The sequence below is a fragment of the Streptomyces fagopyri genome (genome assembly GCF_009498275.1).
Taxonomy (GTDB): domain Bacteria; phylum Actinomycetota; class Actinomycetes; order Streptomycetales; family Streptomycetaceae; genus Streptomyces; species Streptomyces fagopyri.
Genome location: NZ_CP045643.1, coordinates 2,954,558 through 2,972,720, shown reverse-complemented (window position 1 = coordinate 2,972,720; position 18,163 = coordinate 2,954,558). Strand labels below are relative to the sequence as shown.

The following is an 18,163-nucleotide window of genomic DNA, read 5'->3' as shown; positions in this document are numbered from 1 at the left end:
AGAGAACATGATCGACGTCAAGGGAACGCCGTGGGCCGTCAACATCTCGGGGGACCGTGAGCACCCGTTCGCGATGCCCCGCGACCTCGCGATGCTGCCGCCGAAGGTAGCCGCGGCCTACGAGAAGGTCGTGGCGGCGCAGAAGGCGGAGGCCAAGGGCCCGGCGAAGAACGGGAACAACTTCGTGGCGATGAAGGAGACGAACGACGCGGTGCGTGCCGCGCTCGGCGAGCTGTACGACGTGGCTGCCTCGACGTCGCAGGCGGCTCGGCAGCAGTACGCGGAGGCGTTCGAGTACGGGGTGCGCCGGTACGTGCGGGCTCTCGCGGACGCGCAGAGCGCACTCCAGGACGTTGCGACGGCCGCGGCCCTGTACGACCAGGCGGCGCACGGTCACGGGGTCGGCCTCAACCCGGTGTCGACCATGAAGGCGGCGATGACGGCCCGGTCTCTGTCCGAGTCGCTGGAGTCTCTGCCGGCCGTGCCCGAGCTGGAGGCCTGATGAACCGGAGGACGATGACGCGGTCGGCGACCGCGGAGGAGAGGGCTGCGGCCCGGGCTGCGGGTCTGCCGGCGCCGACGGTGGTTGAGGTGCCGTTGACCTCGGCGGCGGAGCAGCACGTGGCGCGTCTCGGGCCCCGGAGGAAGTCGCCGAAGCCAGCGGGGATGGCGACGTCGGACTACTACGGGCAGCGCGCTCGCGGGGTGTACGGGCTGCCGGACGCGGACGCGGAGGGGGAGCCCGAGGTCGAGGAGGTCGAGGAGGAGGAGCCGAAGGCGGAAACCGCGGCGAGCAGCGGCCCCAGGTTCCGCACCAGTGGCGGGGCCATCATCATCTGAATTCATCGCCCGCTGAATTGCGCCCGGTCACCGCGGTGGTGGCCGGGCGCAGTCGTGTCAGATAAGCGCTCGGGTCCACCGATGGCGGCGCCGAAGAAGTGGACCGCGCCAGGTGACCACGAGGGAGAAGTCTGCGGGGGACGCCATGTGCGCGAACGCCAGCACCGGCACGACCTCGCCTGGCGCGACCCTCGCCGCGGACGCCTGCGTGTCTACGTCCCTGTCGTTGGATGCCGACCCCACCCGCACGTGAACGTCCCGCGCGGTGGCCCGGCCTGCATTGCGCACCATCGATCGTCCGCGCTCGGCTCGGTCGAACTCCCACGTGACGGCGCCGCGTTCCCGCCACCACACCGCGACCGACGCAACAGCAGCGACCACTGCGGCCGTTGACCCGACCCACGTCGCTCCATCTCCGGCTTCCATGGGCGAACCGTAACCGTTGGGCCACGGCGCGCCCAACCCCCGGCCGAACGGCTCTGACTCCCGATAACATTCCTTCTCATGAGCCAGAGTTCGGAGATCGCTGTACGCCGCAACGACCCCGCCGAGACCCTCGACAACACCACCCCGCCACTGTCGGGCGCCGCACGCGAGGCCCTCGCCGCCGGCACCGCGGACTCCACCCGCCGCGCCTACTCCTCGGACTGGTCGGAGTTCACCACCTGGTGCGCCACGAACGGCCGGCCCCCACTGCCCGCGTCCCCGGAGACAGTCGTCGAGTACGTCGCCGCACTCACGACCACACCGCGCCCGCGTACCGGCCGCCCGTACTCGCCGAGCTCCATCGAGCGGGCCATCGCCGCGATCCGCACCGCGCACACCGCAGCGGACGTCGCACCCCCGTCGACCAAGGGCGCCCGCATCATCCTGCGCGGCTACCGCGACCGGCTCGCCCGCGCCAAGGACCCGGCCGCCAAGACCCGCAAGGCGCAGCCGGCCGTGCCGACCGCACTCCGCGCGATGCTCGACACCCTCGACCGCGACACCCTCCAGGGCAAGCGGGACGCGGCCCTGCTGCTCCTCGGCTTCGCCACGGCCGCCCGCGTCTCCGAGCTGGTCGCCCTCGACCTGGCCGACGTCCCCGAGACGGACAACGGCATCGAAGCCTCCGTGTACCGGCGGAAGGTGAAGGCATTCAGCGACACCGCCGTGCCGTTCGGCAGCAACCCGAGCACCTGCCCCGTCCGCGCCGTGCGTGCCCTGCGGGAGGCCCTCGCGGAAGCGGGCCGGACCGAGGGCCCCCTGTTCGTACGGATCGACCGGCACGGCCGGATCGCCCCGCCGATGTTCCGCCACGGCGTACCGATCGGGGACCCGGCCGGGCGCCTCACCGCGCAGGCCGCGGCGCAGGTCATCGAGCGAGCCGCGGAGGTCGCGGGGCTGGAAGGCCAGTGGTCCGGGCACAGCCTGCGCCGCGGGTTCGCCACGGCCGCACGTAAGGCCGGGCACGACCTGGTGCGGATCGGCCGGCACGGGGGATGGGCCGACGGATCGAAGGCGCTGCTCGGCTACTTCGAGGACAGTGACCGGTGGGAGGACAACCCCGTCGCCGGAACCGGCCTGTAGTCCGGGGCGGCACAGCGCGATGCCCCGCCGGTGGTGCTGTTCATTGGGCGGGGCATCGGGAGTCCAGCGCGTGCAGCCAGCAGACGCTCAACAGTGATGACGTGAACGCTACCCGTGGCCACTGACAACGCCTCAGCCGCCCAGGAGCCGGGCCTTCTGCTGCTCGAACTCTTCCGGGCTCAACAGGCCCTGCTCGCGCAGCGCCCCCAGCTTGGCCAGCTCATCGGCCACCGAGCCCGCTGCGGCAGCCTGTGCCTGGGGTGCGTGGTGCGCAGCGATGGCGGCCTCGATCTCGGTCCGCACCTTCTCGAACTCCGGCATCTGCTTCTTCGTGAAGACGACCGAGTTCTCATCCTTCACCGCGTTCGTGGTCTGGCTGCCGAACGCGGAGCGCCGCTCGTTGCCCCCGGGGACGGTGAGCTGGATGAAGCCGTTCACCATCATCCCGGCTGGCTTCCACTGCACGCCGCTGATCTGCGACACGTGGATGCGCTTCTCGCCCTTGCCCACCGTCATCCGGGCGTTGAAGCCCTTGCGGGTGATCGTGACGTACTCGCCATCGAACACCACCTGCCCGGTGTGGCCCTTGACCTCGATCATGCGGGTACCCCTCTCGCTCATGGGTGGGCATCGTTCCACGGGTGCCGCCCATACCGGGAGGAGAACGCCACTACTGCGCAGACGTGTTGACGCGCCGCCTCGGGCGTGTGTGGCGGACGCCGCGCCGGCTGTGGAGCGCCGCGTCGTCAACGGCCGCCGACTGTAGGACCGCGGCCTCCCACGCGTCGAGTTGCAGCGCCTCGGAGATCCGCACGGCCATGGTCGCGGACGGTGGCCGCATCGCGTCTTCGAGAGCTTGGACGAGCCCCTTCGAGGACTGGGTGACTGCGGCGAGCGCGTCCCGGGAGAGGCCCGCGTCGATGCGTGCGTTGCGCAGCAGGACGCCGAAGCCCGCCGGGAGGGCCGGCCAGCGGGGCGAGGTGGTGGATGCCATGCGCCCCAGCATCTAACGGCCTGCGATTCACAGGCAAGGTGCAGCACGAACCTACGATTCGTAGGGCACCTGGCGTATCATTCCAGCCAGGACAACCCGCACTCAGTGCCAGCCGACGAACCGAAGGCAGCTGCCAGCCCGCGATGGGCGCTCGGAACCGAGGCGCATGGCACTGCGGCGACGGCCCGTGATGGGCGCCGCAGAGGTCCTGTACCTGCCCGCGCCCATCACGAAAGCCCCCTCATGGCACGTCACTTCAGCGGGTGCCGCCTACGCGCAGCCCGCCGCGCCGCCGGCCTCACCGCCGAGCAAGTCGCATCCGCAGTCGGCCGTACCCCGTGGACCGTGTGGAAGTGGGAGTGCGGCGCTGCTGCGCCCGGCATCCACACCGCCGATCTCCTCGCCGACGTGGTGGGCGTAGCGCTCCCCGATCTCCTCGCCGATGACCGCCAGGCGGTGAGCGCCTGATGGCCGGCCAGTTCCGCATCGCCGAGGGCTACGTAGAAGTCACCGCCGACGAGAGCGGCTACAACCGCGCGATGGACCGCCTCAAGTCCAAGCGGACCGAGGTCGGCGTAGGGCTGAAGCTCGACGACCGCGAGGCGCGGGTCGCCCTCGACCGGTTCGTGCGCGACCGGTCGCTGAAGGTGAAACTCAACCTCGACGACACGGCTCTCTCTCGGCTGCGACTGCGGGACCTCGCGGTCAACATCAGCCCGAAGATCTCCGAGGCCGCCGAGCGGATCGTCCGCAACAAGCTGGACCGGCTCACCACAGAGCGCGTCGTCCGCATCCGCGCAGACGTCGACACCCGCGTCGGCGCGAACGAGATCGCGAACTTGACCCGGCGGCGCACCGTCCGCATCGGGATGGACGTCGACACCCGCGTCGCAGCCGACGACATCGCCAACCTCACGCGGCGCCGGCAGATGACGATCCAGGCCAACGCGGACGTCACCGCGGCCGCCGCCCGTCTGGCCACGCTCACCCGGGACCGCACCGTCACGATCCGCACGCGCACCGTCGGTGGACTCGTTGGCCTTGGCGAGAGTGCAGCCGGCGCGGGCATGCTGTCCTCCCGCTTCGCAGGCCTCGCCGCCGCAGCCCTCAGCGCCTTGCCCGCGGTCGCCTCGCTCGGGCAGAGCATCATCTCGATGGGCCCCGCGGCCGCCGTAGCCGTGCCCGCGCTCGGCGGTCTCGTCACCGTCGTCGGCACGCTCGCGCTCGGTCTCAGCGGCATCGGCGCGGCCTTCAAGGCCGCCGGGTCGTCCAGCGGGCAGAGCGGCGCCCAAGCGGCCACCGCGGCCCGTGCTGTGGCCGCCGCGCAGTTGAACGTCGCCCGCGCTGCGCGAACCCTCAAAGAGGCGCAGCAGGACGCGGCACGGCAGATCGTCGACGCTCAGAAGCAGGTGAAGGAAGCGGCCGAGGATGTCCGGGACGCGGAGGTCAGGGCCGCAGCGGAACGGCAGGCCGCGCTACGCCGGATCGCGGACGCCGAGCGCGACCTGACGGACGCGGTCAAGGACGCCCAGCAGGCCGAGGAGGACCTCACCCAGGCGCGCAAGGAAGCCTCGGAGCAGCTGGAGGACCTCAACAACCGGCTCGTCGACGCGCAGCTCGACCAGCGGCAGGCCGTGCGCGACGTCCAGGACGCCGAGAAGGAACTCGCGGCGGTCAAGGCGAAGGGTGCCGCGGCCACAGCAGCGGAGCTTGAGGACGCGCAGATCGGTTACGACCGAGCCACGCAGCGCCTGAAGGAACAGCAGATCGAGACGGCCCGCCTCCAGGACGAGACCGCGTCGGCGAACACGGCTGGCGTCGAGGGCTCCGAGGCGGTCGAGGCTGCGCACCAGAAGGTGGCGGACGCGCAGCGCACGGTCGGCGACCGGACGCGCGAGGTGAAGGACGCGCAGGCCGAGGCCGCGAAGACAGCGAAGGACGGGGCCGAGTCCGTTCGCGACGCGCAGCAGAAGCTGGCCGACGCGCAGCAGGGTGTGGCTGACGCTCAGGTCGCCGCGTCCCGGCAGGTGCGGTCCGCTCAGGAAGCCCTCGCGGACGCGCAGCGCTCCGTCAACTCGGCTCAGTCGCAGGGCGCGGCGACGACGGACAAGTACGCGGACGCGATGGCGAAGCTGTCGCCGAACGCCCGCGCGTTCGTCACCGCGGTCCGCAGCATGGGGCCCGCGTTCTCCGCGCTGAAGATGGACGTGCAGGACCGCCTCTTCCGCGGGCTCGCCGCCTCCGTGACCCGCCTCGGCGCGGCCGCGCTGCCTGCCCTGCGTACCGGGCTCGGCGGGATGGCCGACGTCCTCAATGGCATGGCCGTGAACCTGCTCGACACGTTCACGAAGCTCGGCAACCAGGGGCTCCTCACCCGGATGTTCCAGGGCTTCACGGACGGCATGGCCCCGTTGACGAAGGTACCCGGGCAACTGGGCCAGGCGTTCGTGCAGTTGTCCGTCGCAGCGTCGCCGGCCTTCAGGCGGATCACGACGGCGATGGCCAACGAGTCGACGAAGATCTCCGAGAAGCTGACGGACGCCTTCGAGTCCGGGCGGCTTGAGGGCGCCATCGACCACGCCATCGACCTCGGGAAGAAGTTCGGCCGCGTCCTCGGCAACGCGTTCGGCGCGCTGAAGAACATCTTCAAGGCTGCGGAGGCGGGCAACGGCGGCGCCCTCGGGGCGGTCGCGGACGCGGTCGCGGAGCTGCGACGCATCACGGGTCTGCCGGGGATCCAGAACGCGCTCACCACGATCTTCAAGGCGTTCAACGACATCGCCGGGGTCATCGTCGACGTGATCGGCGTCGCCCTGGAGAACCTCGTGCCGATCGCCGCGCCGTTCGCCGACATGCTCTCGGGCATCGCCGACACGGTGAAGGGCCCGCTGATGACGTTCTTCGGCTGGCTCGGCGACCACCAGACCTTGGTGGGGTCACTGGCCGCGGGCATCCTCGCGATCGTCGGCGGGATGAAGCTGTGGGCCCTGGCGACGGCCGTCCTCACGGGCGCGCAGGCCATCCTCACCGCGGTCATGTCGGCGAACCCGATCGGCATTGTGGTGCTCGCCCTGGCTGGCCTGGCTGCCGCCTTCGCCTACGCGTGGAGCCACTCGGAGAAGTTCCGGGACATCGTCAAGGGCGTGTGGGAGACGGTGTCGGGCTTCTTCGCCGGCACCTGGGACATGCTCTACACGTACGTGGTCAAGCCGTTCGTGGACCTCTACGACATCCTCGTCGGGCACTCGATCATTCCTGACCTGGTGAACGCGGTCACCACGTGGTTCAAGTCCCTGTGGACCGGAACCAAGAAGATCTTTACCGACCTGAAGAACGCGGTCGTCGGGATCTGGAACAGCCTCTGGGGCACCATCCGCGAGAAGTGGAACAGCTTCTGGTCGGGCCTGAAGTCCTCGTTCACCGGGGCGTGGAAGGTCTTCCGCGACAGCGTGACGAGCCTGAAGACGTCCATCACGAACACGTGGAACAGCCTCTGGAACGGGGCCAAGGACAAGCTGACGAGCATCTTCACCACGATCAACGGGAAGATCACGTCCTTCAAGAACGGAATGAAGTCCGCGTTCACCGCGCTGCGGGATTCGCTCGGCACGATCTGGAACGGGATCAAAACCAAGATCGGCGCCCCGGTGAAGTTCGTCATCGCGTCGGTGTACAACCAGGGCATCCGCAAGATGTGGAACTCGATCGCAGGGAAGATCAGTTCAAAGATCACCCTGCCTGCGGTGCCGATCGGATTCAGCGCCGGCGGTGTCGTCCCCGGACAGCGCTCGAACCGCGACAGCGTGCCCGCGGTCTTGGCCCCGGGCGAGCGCGTGCTGTCCAACGCTCAGGTCGACCAGCTCGGCGGACACCGGGGTATCGACGCGATGCTGGGCAAGGACCGGCCCACCGGCACGGGCGGGGACCCGAGCGCTTCCGAGGAGCGGCGCCGCTACCAGGGGTCGACTCAGCACTTCGTGGACGGTGGCATCGTCGGCAAGGTGACCTCGGCGGTCTCCGGGGCCGTGAGCGGGGCGACGTCGTGGGCGAAGGATGTGTTCGTCGGCGGGATGAAGTCGGCGGCGCAGAAGGCGCTCAGCGCCCTCGTGCGACCCCTCATCGGCCGGATCCCGTCCAGCGGCATCGGCAACCTCATGCGCGGCCTGTCCAACAAGGCGGTCGACGGGATGCTCGGCTGGTTCGGCAACGAAGACAAGAAGGCCAAGGGTGGGCCGGCGGTCCAGAAGGCGTTGTCCTGGATGAAGACGCAGGCGGGTCTCCCGTACCAGTGGGCGGGCAACGGAAACCCCAGCTGGGACTGCTCAGGCCTGATGAGCGCCATTGAGTCGGTGATCCGCGGCGAGCGCCCGCACCGTCGTTGGGCCACGGGTGCATTCGGCTCGTCGGCCCCGTCGGGCTGGGTGCGGAACCTGAACTCCCCGTTCATGATCGGCATCACGAATGCGGGGGTCGGGCACACGGCCGGCACGCTCGCGGGAGTGAACGTCGAATCCTCGGGCGGCGCGGGCGTCCACATGGGCAGCAGCGCCCGCGGCTACAAGGACAGCCTGTTCACGTCGCAGTGGGGGTTCGCGCCGGCAGCGAAGTACGACCAGGGCGGGCTGCTCGCCGACGGGGCGACGATGGTCGTCAAGCAGACGCGGAAGCCCGAGCGCGTCCTCGACCCGCAGCAGACCGCACTGTTCGAGCAGCTCGTCACCGGTGCCGGCGCAGCGGGCGCATCTGGCATCACCATCGAGCAGATCAACATGACGGTGCAGAGCCTGACGATGCCGTCCAGTGCGGAGAAGAAGAAGTTCGCCGACGGGATGGTCTACGAGATCAAGGAATCGCTCCGTAGGTACGACGAGAGCCGGCGGCGCTGAGGGTGGACAATCGGCCGATGGAACCGGACGACGAAGACATCGCGGCCTACGCGGCACAGCACGCAATCATCAGCGCCGCGTGGAAGTTCGTGGAGCCCTATTGGGTCGACCACGACGTGCGCGCCGCGTGGGTGGCCACACACCCGACGCTCCGCCTCTGCTGGGCTCAGCACTGGCTTACGCCTATGCGGGCGCAGGCCCGGGCTGATGGCCTCAGTCCTGACGCAGTCGTCGAGGCGTTCACCGCGGACGAGGTCGACCACCCGCTGTGGGAACCGTTCGAGCGCGCGGCCCTCAAGGGCGCCACCCTGCCGGTGACTCGGGAGACGTGGGGCATCAAGGCCAACCCCGAGTATCTGGCCCCGGACGTGGCGCTCCTTCGGCTGCTGCCCACCCCGACCGATGGCGTGATCCGCCCGGGCGAGCAGTACATGTCCGTGCCGCTGGTCATGCAGTACGAGGACGGCCCCGGCTGGCGCCTGCTGAACTTCGCCAGCGAGCAGATCCCCGAGCCGGGTTGGCCTCCGCGGCTGGGGGCGGACGGCGGATGACCGTATTCGCGCGGCTGATCCTGCCGACGCTGGACCTGGAAGCCGGCCCCCTTGCGTGCCCGATCTGCAAGCAGGTCGACGGCCTGGTCGTCAGCGTGGATGTCGAGGACCGGAGCGAGACGCCCGCGTTCATGTCCTGCGACACCGGGCACCGGTGGGCGGACGCGCAGATGACGCGGGGCCTCGCGGTCGAGATCTTCGAGCTGATGAAGGACAAGTACCCGGAGACGCTGGAGCTGTCCGTCATCGAGTAGATCGAACCCGCCCGCCCTCGGGGTACGCCTGGGAAGCGCGAGGACGGACGGGGGCCTATTCAGCCGAGGCTCTCATGGTGGTCGACCAGAGCGTTGACCACACGGGCCAGACGGCGGGCGTGAGCCAGCTGGTTGGGCAGACCCGGGCCCGCGTCGATGCCCACCTTCCGGTGCGCCTCACCGATGCAGGCGAGGGCGCAGTAGCGGGGGATGTCGTCCTCGGGCATCGCGTCGGCCGCGGCCTGCACCTCAGGGATCAACACCGCGATGTGGCCACGCAGTAACTGCGTGAGCGTCTCCAGCTCCGCGGCCTCGGGTGGCGCGCTCGCGGACAGCAGCCGGCGCACCGTCGCACGCATGGTCTCGACGTCCACCGGCCGACTGTCCCGACCGTCCGCGGATACGTCTTCTGTCGCGTTCTGTGTACGTCCCATAGCCACACCGCGATGATGAGCGTGCACGGTGAGACGCGAATAGGTCGCGGCGTGGCCACGTGCGGCCACGTAACGGCCACGGCCGGGGTAGGGCGCGATGACACCTCAGACTGGGCAGATGGGCCGCAACGACGCGCTGAGAGCCGCACGGCTCCGCGCAGGCTGGCGCACCGTAGGACAAGCCGCGGAGCAGCTCACCGCGCACGGGCAACGCCTCCTCGACGACGTCCACTTCACGGTGTCCGCCCGCACCTGGCGCCGGTGGGAAAGCGACCGCCCGGGCTGGCCCTCCGAAGAGACCGCGATCGTCCTCCACGACGCGCTCTCCCGCTGGCCCGAAGACCTCGGATTCACCACCCCGCCCGGATGGATCCGCCCCGAGCACCACGAAGAGGCCGATGTGAAGCGCCGCGCGTTCGTGTCCGTCACCGCCGCGGCACTCGTCGCCGGCCCCGTCGCCCCGCAACACGTCGACCCCGCCCTGATCGACTACTTCCAACAGCAGCTCGAAGGCCACTACCGGGCGGACATGTTCCTCGGACCGCACGACCTGATCGGCACGGTGTCCGCGCAGTACCAGCTCATCGACAAACTCGTGCGCTCGGCGAAGGGCGAGACCCGCCGCGGCCTGCTTCGCGTCGGCGCCGCCTACGCCGCACTCGTGGGCTGGCTGTACCAGGACGCCGGCGACATGGACGGGGCGCACTTCTGGCGCGGCGTCACGCAGGAGATAGCGATGCGCTCCCGCGACCCGCACCTGATCGGCTACAGCCTCGTCAACCAGGCGCAGGTGCGCACCGACCTCGGGGACGGGCACGCGGTCGTCGACCTGTGCGAGGCCGCGCTCGACGACGCGGGCCGTCTCGTGCCGAAGGTGCGGATCATGGCGCTTCAGCAGCAGGCGCACGGAGCCAGCCTCACCGGGGACCGGGGCGCGGTCGACCTACTCATCGACCAGGCGGACGGACTCCTCGGCAGGGTCGACGACGATCTGCCGTGGGGCAATGCCTGTCGGCGGACGCCCGGTTACCTGGAGATCCAGCGGGCGACTTGTTACGGCCGGCTCGGGCTCGGCGTTGAGGCGGTGTCCCTGTGGGAGCAGGTCCTCGACATCGTCCCGGAGACCGCGCGCAGGGACCGCGGCGTGTACCTGGCGCGGCACGCCACAGCAGCGGCAGGAGCGGGCCAGCCGGACCAGGCGGTAGAGATTGCCCGCGCGGTCGCGGACATCGCGGTAGAGACCCGCTCAGCGCGTATGCGCCGGGAGTTGGTGACCCTTCAGCGGGCGATGCGGCCGTGGCAGGATGCCCCGGTCGGCCAGGACCTCGCGGAGGTTCTGGCGCCTGTGACCGAGGGGAGCTGACGGGTGGCTGAGGGACCGGTGCCGCTGACCGAGGACGAGATCGTGATCGCGCTGGACGGGATGCCGGGGTGGCGGCGCGAGGGTGACGAGATCACTCGAACGTACGGGATCCGCTATCACGGTGGGGTCGCGATGATCGTGCACGTGGCGGATGTTGAGCGGTTGATCGGGCATCACGCGGACATCGATCTGCGGTGGGATCGGCTGCGGTTCGGGATCACGACGCACGACGCGGGCCACAAGCTGACGGCCGCTGACTTCGACCTGGCGCGCCGTATCGACGACATCGCCGCGGCGCACGACGCCGAGCCTGTCGACGCCTGACGACTCAGCATGCGCCTGTTCGGTCGCTGGTGAGCGGGACATGGGGCGACGCGGCACTGCGCGACACACGGAGGAAAGTTAGAGAGGCCTGCTGTCCCGTCGCCGAGTGCTGACCTTAGGGGGTAGAAACACCCCTCCCAAGGAGAGCGTCATGGACAACAGCCCCGCCGCGTACAGCTTCTGCCCCCGCTGCCAGCGACCCGTAACGACGGGCCGCCGCACCCCTGCCGGGGAGGCGATCCCGCCCCGCCATGTCCTCGTGCCGGGCCAGCCGGTCGACTGCCCCGAGGCGGCCGATCCCTCCGAGAAGGGCGCGGCGTAGGCGACGCCCTCCCCATAACCCGCGCTGCCGGGTTGACCACGGCTGTACTGTGCCGCGATGACCGACAACTGGACCATAGGCAGCACGGTCGTCACGGCCGTCGCTACGGGCGTCGCCCTCTGGGTGGCCGGCCGCGGCGAGTACATCCGGGCGGCCGAGCGGCGCGACGAGCGGCAGGCTCAGGCGCGTCTCCTCTCGGTGTACGTCAACGAGGGCGACACGGAAGCGGTCGTCCGGAACTACTCCAACGAACCGATCCGCGAGATCCGCTGGTACGACGCAGGGGCACGGAACTCAGACGGTGGCACCGCGGCCGTGGTGAGGTTCCAGGACGGCGAACGCAGGGAGCGAGGCCACCTCCCGCCGGGCGAGAGCTTCACCGTGCCCCTGGCCCGGTTCGGGTGGGGCGATGAACTACCCGAGTCCGCGGCGCCGGCCGGAAGCACGATCTGGGTGACGGTGCACTACATGGACGCCCATGGCTTCTGGTGGAGCCGCACCGGAGACAGGCAACCCGTGCCGCTCCACGACGGGCCGGGAGAGCCCCTCGTGCACGACTGACGCAGCCGGGGAGGGAGGCGAGGCGGGGGAGGCGGAACCCCCTGTTTCCCGTTTCCTCGCCTCCCGGGCGTCTGCCTCCCCGCCCTCCCTGAACCCGGATACGTGCAGGTCGTTGCGGGGGAGGCCGCTCAGGGACCGTTCGGGGAGACCTCCCCAAGATCCCCGACCGGACTCACTCGTCGTCGTAGTCGTCAACGTCCTCGGCGAGACGCTCCAGCACGGCGTCCTGGACGCGGTCACGGGCGACGACCATCACGCCGTTGCTCTTGTACTGCTCCGCCCCGAACGGCTCCAGGGCGCGCTTCAGGTCCGTCGGCCCCCAGCTTCCGTACGCCTCCGGGTTGCGGGCCGCGAGCCGGTGCAGCACCTCCACCGCGAGGACGCGCACCTCGTTGCCGAGGACCGCGGCGACGTCGGCGAGCGGGTCGGCCGGCTGGAACGTCGGCTCGTCGACGGCCGTCCCGCCCTCGTACAGGCCCATCGCCCGCGTGACGACCGGGGTCACCTCGTCGATGCCCTTGTCGGGGTCACGGGCCACGTAGTGGGCACGGACCACCTCGAACGGCTTGCTGCTGAACCCCACGGTCACGGCCGTGCCGACGTCCTCGCCCGGGATCAGCGTCGTCGCGGTCACGCCGGCCTTGTGCTTCCCGGAGCCGAGGAGCCCATCGTTCGCCACGTGGTCGCCGACCGCGAACGCCACACGGTGCGAGGTGTTGCGGGTGACGTCGCGCGGCAGGCTGTCCGCGGTCGGGGAGACCGTGACCCACACCAGGGTGATGGCCGTCTTCCTGGCCTTCTTCATCACCTTGATGGCCAGCTCAGCGGCCTCTTTCCCGTACTCCTTGTGCATGAACAGCTCGTGGCACTCGTCGAAGACGACAACCTTCGGCCGCATCCGCGGGTCCTTCAGCGCCAGCTCGCGCGTCACCTTCGTTGCCCCGTCGCCGAGTTCCTCCAGCAGCTTGCCGCGGAGGGTCACCTCGTCGCGCAGGTTCCGCAGTGCCCTCAGCGCGGCCTCGATGTCCTCGTCGTCGTCGCCCTTGACCAGCTTCCGCAGCCGCGGGCGCAGCGGGTCGTAGTCGGTGTTGTACGCCATGACGTACGCCTCGACGATGACGAGCGGGTCGAGGATCGCGCCGAGCAGCAGGGCGATGACCAGCGAGGACTTACCCGAACCCATGATGCCGCCGACCATGTAGTTCGCGGCCATCAGCTTGCCGATGATCGGCTCGCCGCGCTGCGACACCGCGACGGGCACGCCCTTGAAGTAGTCGACGGTGCCCTCGGTGAGCAGCGGCCACGGGGGCACCATCCCGGAGAGGGAGCCCTGGTCGGCGACCCACAGGTCGAGGGTGCCGGGCTGGCGCGGGGGCTCGGTCGGCCAGACCTCGACGGGCTTCCTGAGCAGGTTGTGGGCGAGCACCTTCTTCTTCTGGTTGATCATCTCGACGGTGACGCCCATCGGGAGCTGCAACTGCGTGTGCCAGCCGTTCCCGGACCGGGTGGTCGGCTGCTCCCAACGCGGCTGCCATCCGTCCTTGATGGCCTTGTTCAGCGGGGCGATGCCGAGGTTGCCGAGCGCGCGGAGGATGGCGCCCTCATCAGGCACGATGTCCCGCTCGTCGCCTCCCGTGGGCAGGGCCCACGACGGTGCGGTCTGCCGGTGTCGGCCGACGGCCCACACCCCGGCGAGGGCGAGGAGCGGCAGGGAGTAGAGGAGCGGCTCCCACAGCACCCCGGCGATGAACGCGACCCATCCGACGAACTCGACGACCGTGGCGAGCGGGGTGAGGACGTCGCGGACGTCGTGGTTGTACCCGGCCAGCATGAGACCGAGGACGAACAGGACGCCGGCCCCGGTGAGTACGGCGGAGCCGATGGCCTTCGGGGCGTTGAGCATCATCTGAAGGATGTCCATGCGCCGCTTGTGGCGGGCGAACCGGTACGCGTACGCGCGCTGCTCCCACTGCCGTACGAGTTCCTCGTTCCCGGCGATCTCCGCGGCGCGCATCATGCGCGAGTGCATGGCGGTGGTGCGGGCCTCCCACGCGCGGCGGGTGAGGACGCGGGTACCCCCGAGTACGTAGGCGCCGTGGCGTACCAGGGCGCGGTACGTGGCGTGTTCGCGGGCCTCGACGACGACCCGGCGGAGGTCGCCGGTGCGGAGCCTGCGGCCGGCCTTCGGCGAGGCTGCGGGTACGGGTGTACCCGGCTGCTTAGGTACGGCGGGTACGGGTGTACCCGTGTGCTCGGTGTTGGCGGGTACGGCGGTGTCCGTCATGCTGTGCTCTCCGGTCGCTGTGAGGTGAATCGGGCCCCGGGACGGCCGTCGCCCGGCCAGGTAGAGCGGCCGTCCCGGGGGTGTACCTACTGCTTGCGTTTCGCGTCCTCGCGGGCCTGCGCCTTCTCGCGGATTCGCTCGACGCGGTTCTCCAGCCGCTTGGTCGGCTTGCCGCGGTCCTGCCGGCGCAGGATGCGCGCGCCGAGGAGCACGGTCGCCGCGAGCTCGCGGGCGTTGTGCGGGTCCTTACTGGTGAGCGCCATGTGGGCTTCCTCCTGGTCGCGGGCCGGACCGTCCGGCCCCACCGCACCCCCGCAGGCGTTTCATCTGAAACACCTGACGGAGGACGGAAGGGCAGGTCAGCGGCCCCTCTGGAAGTCCCGCCACATCGAGCGCAGGACAAGCACACAGGCGGTGGCGCAGCACGCGCCGATGGCGATGGCGATCGAGGCCAGGGCGAAGGCGAGCGAGCAGACGCACGCCACCCCTCCGATGACCAGCCACTTCTTCGTGTCGAACTGTCGGGCGGGCGGGGCCTGGTGCTGGCAGGCCGGCGCCTGGTGCTGCGCGTTGGCCAGCTTGGCCAACTCCACGGCGGCGAGGGCGACCTGCACGGCTGCACTGTTCGTCGCGGCCTCGACGGCGGCGGCCTCCGCTTTGGCGAGCGGGTCGGACTCGGTCATCGGAGCCGCCTCCGCAGCCGGGGCAGGAACGGGCGGGCGAGCAGACCGAGGCCGAATGCCACGGCTACGGGCTTGGAGAGCAGCACCGCGGCGACCGCGATCAATAGGGCGAGGATCGACGGGTATGCGAGGAGCAGGCCCGCGAGGGCGCCGAGGAGAATCCACTTCACGAGGCCACCGCCATCAGCTGGTCACGGATGCGCTGCGCGCGGGGCTGGCCGATCGCGTACTGCTCCTTCAGGCGCCGTACCCCGGGTACCTCGGTACCGAAGTCGGCCCGTACCTGGGGGATGAGCGGGTCGGGGTCGGGGGTGTCGTCCTCGGGGTCGTCGTCGGCGTCGTTCGGGTCGGGGTACTCGGTCCGGTCGGTCTGGTACCAGGGGTGTTCCTGCCCGGCGGGTACGTGTACCTCAGGGTCCGGTTCGGGGTCCGGCTCACGGACGACCGGACGGAGTCCGCACGGGGCCGCGGTGGGCAGCAGTCGGACGCCCGGAGGGACAGCCACGGGCGGGGCAGGTACGCGTACCTCAATCTCCGGGTACGCCTCAGGTACCTCAGGTACACGGTGTACCTCGACGGTCACGTCGGGCTCGTCGGGCACGAACGGCGACGGGAGTTCCACCGTGGCGAGAGAGCCGGCGCCCCGCCTCGCGGCGAGCATCCGCATCATCACGTCCCGCTGCTCGGCGTCCGTGCCGACCCCGGATCGGGCCACCGCGGCGGCCAGACGAGCCTTCCCCCAGCGGTGCAGGTTCGGGCGGGCGGCGAGCTGCACGGCGCGGGCGGTCGCCCGGTCGCGGGTGATCTGCTCGGCGGTGCGGTCGCGGGTGGCGAGGCCGAGGCGGGACAGCAGCCGCTCGCGCAGCTCCCTGCCCACGACCGCGACGAGGGACTGCGATCCGGCCCCGGGCTTCGAGTGCCGCAGCTCAATCCCCATGGCGAGATGCCAGAGAAGCGCTGCCATGATCGGGCCGACGACCGCGCGGACGGTGCCGCCCACGATGCCGGACTCCGCGTAGGCCGGGATGACCTGCACGCCGGTGATGAACCAGACCAGCAGGCCCGGGGTGCCCGGGGCGCCGGTGGTACGCAGGTTCTGCCGTGCCATCAGCGCGCAGGCGAACAGGGCGAGTTCCGCGGCGAGGAACATCACGGAGCGTTCCTCGACCGCGGTCATGCCGAGGCGGTCGCGGGCGAACCCCCACGAGGTGTCACCGGAGTACGCGGTGCAGACGAGGGCGCCGAGCGCGGCGACGACGACAGCAACCGGGGTGCGGCGCTGCGGGGCCCGTAGCTTCAGCCAGGCCAGTACGGCGAGGAGCAGCACCGCGGCGCCGGCGGTCGGGAGCGGATGGGCTTGGGCCCAGACGAGAGAGGAGTTCATTCGCCCACCTCCGGGGCGGAGGCCCGCACCACACGGTGCGCGGCCAGTTGGACGCCTTCACGGTCGCGGCGCTCGTTCGCATCGAGGAGCGCGGCCATCAAGGCAGGTACAGAGGGGAGGGGCCGGGCCGACCGGGCGGCCGCGCGGATGGCGGCGGTCTCGGTCGGCCGGCGTACGGTGCTGCGCTTCACCCGGTGTTCCGGGTGAGCGCGGCGAGTTGGTCGGCGAGGTCGCGGAGCCGGTCGGCGTAGCCGTCGAGGGCTGCGGCGAGTTCGTAGAGGGTGATCGGGCCGAGGGTCTCGCCGAGCGGGTAGACGGAGACGCCGGTCGCGCGGCTACCGAGCTCAGGGGTGGCGTCGATAGCGGCCCGCGGATGCTGGACCAAGCCCGCGGCGAACAGCTCCGTGTTCCGGAAGGCGAGGCTGGTCTCCGGGCCGGAGTGGACCAGGTCGGCGGCCAGGGTGAGCGGGTCGTGATGCGTGTGTCCGGAGCACCATGCGGGCTCGGGAAGGGTCACGTCGCCGCGGTCGGCGGTGGCCAGGGTGACGGTGCGCGCCCCGGTCATCGGCCATCGCCCTGGTGCGCGGCGAAGTAGCGGAGCGAGGCTGCGGCCTTGAAGACCTCGGAGGCCGCGCCGACGGGTGCGTCGGGCAGGGCGACGGGGTGCGTGTTGTTGGTGGCGGCGAGCAGCTGCGCGGCGTGGTGTCCGCAGCCGTCGGCACCTTCTCCGCGCGGCGCGTACACGGTGACGATGGGCGGTCCGTCGCACGGGCTCGGGTCGTCTGCCTGCGCGGCCGGGCAGCGTTCTCCGAGGTCGCTCAGCTTCCCCGATCGGGGAACCTCGGCGTCGACCGCGCGGAGGACCAGGCGGAGCGCCTCGGCGAGTGCACCGTGGGCGCGGTTCACCGCGTACAGGTCGCGGTGGTCCACCTGCTCGTGCTGCGCGAGGAGCAGCCGGGCCACGTTCACGGAGATCGTGAGGTTGCTCGGCTCGCGCAGCTGCTCGCGGACCGCGTCGGCCTCGGCCCCATGCAGGGGCTCACGGATGCTGGTCATCGGCGGGCCCCCTGCTCGGCGCGGACGCGGCGGAGTGCTTCGTTCATGTCCGGGTCGGAGTCGCCGGTGCGGGGCGACGGGGCCGGGCGGGCGGCCCGCTCAGCGCGGGCCGCCTTCGGGGTGCGCTCCATCACGCGGCCACCGTCGCGAGGACCTCGACGGAGACCGGGGCGATGTCGACGGCCTCGACCTTGAGACTCGGGGCGCAGGCCTTCATCGGGACGGGACCGAGACCGTTCTCCTTGAAGATGCGGGTGATCTCCGCGAGGTCCGGGGTCTGCCGCGAGGACGGGGTGCGGAAGATCTTCCATCCGCCGTAGATGCCGGCGGGCAGCTTGTCGAGGACCTTCTTCGCTGCGCGCTTCCCACGGTCGGCGCGGCGGGCCTGGTCGGCGGCGCGCTCGTACTCCTTGGCCGCGGCCTCGATGGTCTCGACGGTGGGGAGTTCGTCAGCGGTGAGGACGTCGGCCGGATCCGGGACGGTCTCGACGGCCGGCTGCTCCTGCTCGGTGGCGAGGGCGGCGGGGGCGATGACCGAGCGGACGGCGTCGGCGACGGTGCCGATCAGGCGGCGGACGGTACGGGCGGTGCGGGGGGACATGAGAAGCTGAAGCACAGCGGGTCTCCTGGTTGCTCAGGTAAATCCGTCAGGCCCTCG

The 18,163-nt window shown here is 70.7% G+C and carries 23 protein-coding genes; 11 read left to right on the top strand and 12 right to left on the bottom strand.

The genetic code is table 11. The annotated features are described in order from the left end of the window. Positions 1-7: 7 nt before the first annotated feature. The 3 genes from GFH48_RS12565 (at position 8) to GFH48_RS12555 (ending at position 2,409) form a co-directional block, all read left to right on the top strand. Positions 8-502 (top strand): hypothetical protein, encoded by a 495-nt coding sequence (locus GFH48_RS12565; RefSeq protein WP_153288353.1) that lies wholly within the window; start codon positions 8-10, stop codon positions 500-502. 164 nt (positions 503-666) lie between these two features. Next, positions 667-840: a hypothetical protein gene (locus GFH48_RS12560; RefSeq protein WP_153288352.1), complete on the top strand. Its 174-nt coding sequence runs from the start codon at positions 667-669 to the stop codon at positions 838-840. 504 nt (positions 841-1,344) lie between these two features. Further along, positions 1,345-2,409: a site-specific integrase gene (locus tag GFH48_RS12555; RefSeq protein WP_153288351.1), complete on the top strand. Its 1,065-nt coding sequence runs from the start codon at positions 1,345-1,347 to the stop codon at positions 2,407-2,409. A 132-nt stretch (positions 2,410-2,541) separates the two neighbouring features. On the opposite strand, the gene GFH48_RS12550 is transcribed toward GFH48_RS12555, so the two are convergent. Both GFH48_RS12550 and GFH48_RS12545 read right to left on the bottom strand, forming a co-directional pair. After that, positions 2,542-3,009, bottom strand: a complete 468-nt coding sequence (locus GFH48_RS12550; RefSeq protein WP_153288350.1) for a DUF4429 domain-containing protein — start codon at positions 3,007-3,009, stop codon at positions 2,542-2,544. A 70-nt stretch (positions 3,010-3,079) separates the two neighbouring features. Further along, complete coding sequence (locus GFH48_RS12545) at positions 3,080-3,403, bottom strand: helix-turn-helix domain-containing protein (RefSeq protein ID WP_194280570.1); 324 nt, start codon at positions 3,401-3,403, stop codon at positions 3,080-3,082. Between the two features lie 243 nt (positions 3,404-3,646). Between GFH48_RS12545 and GFH48_RS12540 the strand changes: the two genes are divergently transcribed. From GFH48_RS12540 to GFH48_RS12525, 4 genes are read left to right on the top strand one after another with little or no spacing between them, the layout of a single operon-like run. Then, positions 3,647-3,871: a helix-turn-helix transcriptional regulator gene (locus GFH48_RS12540; RefSeq protein ID WP_153288348.1), complete on the top strand. Its 225-nt coding sequence runs from the start codon at positions 3,647-3,649 to the stop codon at positions 3,869-3,871. After that, a complete protein-coding gene (locus GFH48_RS12535; protein WP_153288347.1) occupies positions 3,871-8,289 on the top strand; it encodes a hypothetical protein in 4,419 nt (1,472 codons plus the stop codon). The genes GFH48_RS12540 and GFH48_RS12535 overlap by 1 nt, the downstream gene beginning before the upstream one ends. A gap of 17 nt (positions 8,290-8,306) precedes the next feature. Then, positions 8,307-8,840 carry a hypothetical protein gene (locus GFH48_RS12530; RefSeq protein WP_153288346.1) on the top strand — a complete coding sequence of 178 codons (534 nt, stop codon included), beginning with the start codon at positions 8,307-8,309 and terminating at the stop codon, positions 8,838-8,840. Next, the gene (locus GFH48_RS12525) at positions 8,837-9,094 is read left to right on the top strand and encodes a hypothetical protein (protein WP_153288345.1); all 258 of its coding nucleotides are present in this window, start codon (positions 8,837-8,839) and stop codon (positions 9,092-9,094) included. Before GFH48_RS12530 ends, GFH48_RS12525 begins: the two co-directional genes overlap by 4 nt. 59 nt (positions 9,095-9,153) lie before the next feature. On the opposite strand, the gene GFH48_RS12520 is transcribed toward GFH48_RS12525, so the two are convergent. After that, positions 9,154-9,468, bottom strand: coding sequence for a DUF6415 family natural product biosynthesis protein (locus GFH48_RS12520; protein WP_228120543.1), 315 nt, complete (start codon positions 9,466-9,468; stop codon positions 9,154-9,156). A 157-nt stretch (positions 9,469-9,625) separates the two neighbouring features. Between GFH48_RS12520 and GFH48_RS12515 the strand changes: the two genes are divergently transcribed. The 4 genes from GFH48_RS12515 to GFH48_RS12500 all read left to right on the top strand — a co-directional run bounded on the left by GFH48_RS12515 (position 9,626) and on the right by GFH48_RS12500 (position 12,098). Then, entirely contained in the window at positions 9,626-10,891 is a 1,266-nt protein-coding gene (locus GFH48_RS12515; RefSeq protein WP_228120541.1) for a Twin-arginine translocation pathway signal, read from the top strand. A 3-nt stretch (positions 10,892-10,894) separates the two neighbouring features. Continuing rightward, a complete protein-coding gene (locus tag GFH48_RS12510; RefSeq protein ID WP_194280569.1) occupies positions 10,895-11,215 on the top strand; it encodes a 4a-hydroxytetrahydrobiopterin dehydratase in 321 nt (106 codons plus the stop codon). Positions 11,216-11,366: 151 nt separating this feature from the next. Continuing rightward, complete coding sequence (locus GFH48_RS12505; protein ID WP_153288343.1) at positions 11,367-11,537, top strand: hypothetical protein; 171 nt, start codon at positions 11,367-11,369, stop codon at positions 11,535-11,537. A gap of 57 nt (positions 11,538-11,594) precedes the next feature. After that, on the top strand, positions 11,595-12,098 hold the full coding sequence (locus GFH48_RS12500; RefSeq protein WP_153288342.1) for a hypothetical protein: 504 nt from the start codon (positions 11,595-11,597) through the stop codon (positions 12,096-12,098). Positions 12,099-12,270: 172 nt separating this feature from the next. On the opposite strand, the gene GFH48_RS12495 is transcribed toward GFH48_RS12500, so the two are convergent. From GFH48_RS12495 to GFH48_RS12465, 9 genes are all read right to left on the bottom strand, one after another. Beyond that, entirely contained in the window at positions 12,271-14,382 is a 2,112-nt protein-coding gene (locus tag GFH48_RS12495; protein ID WP_153288341.1) for an FtsK/SpoIIIE domain-containing protein, read from the bottom strand. Between the two features lie 86 nt (positions 14,383-14,468). After that, positions 14,469-14,645: a hypothetical protein gene (locus GFH48_RS38540; protein ID WP_194280568.1), complete on the bottom strand. Its 177-nt coding sequence runs from the start codon at positions 14,643-14,645 to the stop codon at positions 14,469-14,471. Between the two features lie 96 nt (positions 14,646-14,741). Next, on the bottom strand, positions 14,742-15,065 hold the full coding sequence (locus tag GFH48_RS12490) for a hypothetical protein (RefSeq protein ID WP_153288340.1): 324 nt from the start codon (positions 15,063-15,065) through the stop codon (positions 14,742-14,744). Then, the gene (locus GFH48_RS38535; protein ID WP_194280567.1) at positions 15,062-15,235 is read right to left on the bottom strand and encodes a hypothetical protein; all 174 of its coding nucleotides are present in this window, start codon (positions 15,233-15,235) and stop codon (positions 15,062-15,064) included. Before GFH48_RS38535 ends, GFH48_RS12490 begins: the two co-directional genes overlap by 4 nt. Further along, on the bottom strand, positions 15,232-16,449 hold the full coding sequence (locus GFH48_RS40115) for a hypothetical protein (RefSeq protein WP_153288339.1): 1,218 nt from the start codon (positions 16,447-16,449) through the stop codon (positions 15,232-15,234). The genes GFH48_RS38535 and GFH48_RS40115 overlap by 4 nt, the downstream gene beginning before the upstream one ends. Then, positions 16,446-16,640: a hypothetical protein gene (locus tag GFH48_RS12480; RefSeq protein WP_153288338.1), complete on the bottom strand. Its 195-nt coding sequence runs from the start codon at positions 16,638-16,640 to the stop codon at positions 16,446-16,448. Before GFH48_RS12480 ends, GFH48_RS40115 begins: the two co-directional genes overlap by 4 nt. Further along, the gene (locus GFH48_RS12475; protein ID WP_153288337.1) at positions 16,637-17,014 is read right to left on the bottom strand and encodes a DUF6907 domain-containing protein; all 378 of its coding nucleotides are present in this window, start codon (positions 17,012-17,014) and stop codon (positions 16,637-16,639) included. The genes GFH48_RS12480 and GFH48_RS12475 overlap by 4 nt, the downstream gene beginning before the upstream one ends. Continuing rightward, on the bottom strand, positions 17,011-17,505 hold the full coding sequence (locus GFH48_RS12470) for a hypothetical protein (protein ID WP_153288336.1): 495 nt from the start codon (positions 17,503-17,505) through the stop codon (positions 17,011-17,013). Before GFH48_RS12470 ends, GFH48_RS12475 begins: the two co-directional genes overlap by 4 nt. A 130-nt stretch (positions 17,506-17,635) precedes the next feature. After that, positions 17,636-18,121, bottom strand: coding sequence for a hypothetical protein (locus GFH48_RS12465; RefSeq protein ID WP_153288335.1), 486 nt, complete (start codon positions 18,119-18,121; stop codon positions 17,636-17,638). Between the last annotated feature and the right edge of the window lie 42 nt (positions 18,122-18,163).